Genomic DNA, 2,994 nt, shown 5'->3' with positions numbered 1-2,994 from the left:
GGTGGTCGGCTGACCACGGTCAGCCGACCACCGACCACACGATCACCCGTCGACGACCCGGCCGTGCGCCGGCCGTTCGACCCCTGATCCGGCGCGGCCGGGCCTGCTCCCAGCGGGCCGGCTCGGCTGCGCCATCAGACTGGAGCTCCTCATGGCAGCCACTGCCCCCACGGTTTCCGGGACCACGACGCCGTCGGTCTCGCCCCCCCGCCGCCGCCGGCCCAAGCTCGGCGCGTACGGCCTGCTCGTCCCGGCGAGCATCCTCATCGGCGTCGCACTCGGGTACCCCCTGGTCCGCCAGTTCATCATCAGCTTCCAGGAGTTCGGCCTCAAGCAGCAGTTCGGAGCCCCGCCCGAGTGGGTCGGCCTCCAGAACTACACCGACCTGCTGACCGACTCCTACGTGTGGACCGTCATCGGTCGTTCGGTCGCCTTCTGCTTCGTCAACGCCATCGTGACGATGGTCATCGGCATGAGCCTCGCGGTCCTGATGCAGCGCGTCGGACGCGCCGCGCGGATCACGCTGCAGGTCTCCCTGCTGCTCGCCTGGGGCACGCCGGTGCTGGCGTCCATGACGGTGTGGCAGTGGCTGTTCGACACGCAGAACGGCGTCATCAACTGGGTGCTGTCCCAGGTGCTCGGCATCGACTCGATGGCCCAGCACTCGTGGATCATCGAGCCGCTGTCGTTCTTCTTCGTCGCGACCGTCATCGTCGTGTGGATGTCCGTGCCGTTCGTCGCGTTCTCGGTCTACGCGGGCCTGTTGCAGGTGCCGGCCGAGACGATGGAGGCCGCGCAGCTCGACGGCGCCTCCGCCCGCCAGCGGTTCTGGGGCATCACGATCCCGATGATCCGGCCCGTCCTGTCGATCGTCCTGCTGCTGCAGGTGATCTGGGACCTGAAGGTCTTCACGCAGATCTACGTCCTGCAGCGCGCCGGAGCGCCGACGCGTGACACCAACCTGCTCGGCACGCTCATCTACTCCTACTCCAAGGAGTTCGGCATGGCCGGGGCGCTCGCCACGATCATGCTCGTGCTGACGCTCGCCCTCACCGGGTTCTACATCCGGCAGATGCTGAAGGAGGACGAGCTGTGAGCACCGTCTCCGCCCCCACCACGCTCGGCGTTCCCGCGAGCGGCCCGACGAAGGTCGCCGCCACGCGTTCCAGCGAGTCCGGTCGCAGCCAGACCTCGAAGTCGCGTCGCCTGCTCGGCGCGCTGGCGGTCGTCGTCGCGCTCGCGTGGGTCTTCCCGATCTACTGGATGATCAACAGCGCCTTCCAGCCGCTGAACAAGCTGCAGGCCGAGAACCCCGCGTGGCTCCCGCTCGGCGGCACGGTGGCGAACTTCCGTCAGGTGCTCGACGACGGCACGTTCTGGCAGGCGATGCGGACCTCGCTGTCGGTCGTCGTGATCGTGCTGGTCGCGGCGCTGATCTTCGCGTTCCTCGCCGCGCTGGCCGTGAGCCGGTTCCGGTTCAAGGGCCGCAAGTCGTTCATCCTGACGATCCTCATCGTGCAGATGATCCCCGCCGAGGGCCTGTTCATCTCGCAGTACCAGGTGCTCGACGGCTGGGGCCTGGTCAACAAGGTGGCCGGCCTGGCGCTCGTCTACACCGCGGCGATCCTGCCCTTCACGATCTGGATGCTCCGCGGCTTCGTCGCGGGCGTGCCGATCGAGCTGGAGGAGGCCGGCATGGTCGACGGCCTCTCGCGCGTCGGTGCCTTCTTCCGCATCACCTTCCCGCTGCTCGCCCCGGGCCTCGTGGCCGCCGGCGTGTTCGGCTTCTTGCAGGCCTGGAACGAGTACACGCTGGCCCTCGTGGTCATGACCGACCCCGCGCAGCGCACGCTCCCGCTGTGGCTGCAGGGTCTCGTCGAGTCCAACCGCGCCACCGACTGGGGCGTCGTCATGGCCGGCTCCGCGGTCATCGCCATCCCCGTCATCGTGTTCTTCCTGTTCGTGCAGGGCAAGATGACGTCCGGGCTGGTCTCCGGAGCGGTGAAGGGCTGACGTGAGCGAGCAACTCATCACGGCACCCGACGGGCAGGTGCCGCAGGGCATCACGCCCGCGAGCGTCGTCGGCACGCCCGACGGCTCGCGCCCGGGCTGGTCGATCGGCCTGGACGTGGGCGGCACCAAGGTGCTGGGCGTGGTCCTCGACCCGTCCGGCGCCGTGCGGCACCAGGTCCGCGCGGCCACGGTCCGGGGGATCGACGGGGTCGTCGGGGGAGTCGTCGACGCCGTGCACGACCTGGCCGACCTGGCCGGCGTGGCGGTCGAGGACCTCGCGGGGATCGGCATCGGCCTGCCGGGCGTCGTCGACCCGCGCGACGGCACCGTGGAGCACGCCGTCAACCTCGGCATCGTCGAGCGGGTCGCGTTGGGGGCCCTCGTGGCCGACCAGCTCGGCGCGCAGCTGCCCGTGCAGGTCGAGAACGACCTGAACATGGCCGCGCTCGGCGCCGCGCACGTCATCGCCGAGCCCGTCGCGGACCTCGCGTTCCTCGCGCTCGGCACCGGCGTGGCCGCGGGCCTCCTGCTCGACGGCCGGCTGCGCCGCGGCGCGACGGGCGCGGCCGGGGAGATCGGCCACCTCACGCTCATCGTCGACGGCCTGCCGTGCAAGTGCGGGCAGGCCGGCTGCGTCGAGCAGTACGCGTCGGGCACCGCGATCGACGTGGCCTGGCCGGGGCCGCACTCGCGTCCAGCGCCGCTCGAGCTGTTCGACGCCGCGGCCGCGGGCGACCCGCACGCGATCGAGGTCCGCGACCAGTTCGCCTGGGCCGTGGCCTCCGCCGTGCGGATCCTGGTCCTGACGTGCGACGTCCAGCACGTCGTCATCGGCGGCGGCGTGTCCGGCGTCGGGGCGCCCCTGCTCGAGTGCGTGCGCAGCGTGCTGGCGGCCGAGGCGCAGGCCTCGCCGTTCCTCGCCTCGATGGGCCTGGCCACGCGCGTCAGCCTCGCCCCGGCGGGTTCGCCGGTGGGCGCGAT

General features: G+C 71.1%; 3 protein-coding genes. All 3 read left to right on the top strand.

Features of this window, described 5'->3' with window-relative positions:
- Nucleotides 1–151 precede the first annotated feature (151 nt).
- Entirely contained in the window at nt 152–1,096 is a 945-nt protein-coding gene (locus D1825_RS00490) for a carbohydrate ABC transporter permease (RefSeq protein ID WP_118765588.1), read from the top strand.
- On the top strand, nt 1,093–2,013 hold the full coding sequence (locus tag D1825_RS00485) for a carbohydrate ABC transporter permease (RefSeq protein WP_118765587.1): 921 nt from the start codon (nt 1,093–1,095) through the stop codon (nt 2,011–2,013). The genes D1825_RS00490 and D1825_RS00485 overlap by 4 nt, the downstream gene beginning before the upstream one ends.
- Nucleotide 2,014: 1 nt before the next feature.
- On the top strand, nt 2,015–2,994 hold a 980-nt coding region (locus tag D1825_RS00480; RefSeq protein WP_233549540.1), incomplete at its 3' end, for an ROK family protein.

Source organism: Cellulomonas rhizosphaerae (assembly GCF_003470205.1).
In the GTDB taxonomy this organism is placed as follows: domain Bacteria; phylum Actinomycetota; class Actinomycetes; order Actinomycetales; family Cellulomonadaceae; genus Cellulomonas; species Cellulomonas rhizosphaerae.
The sequence above is the reverse complement of the archived record's forward strand: the minus strand, read 5'-3'. Positions and strand labels throughout refer to the sequence as shown.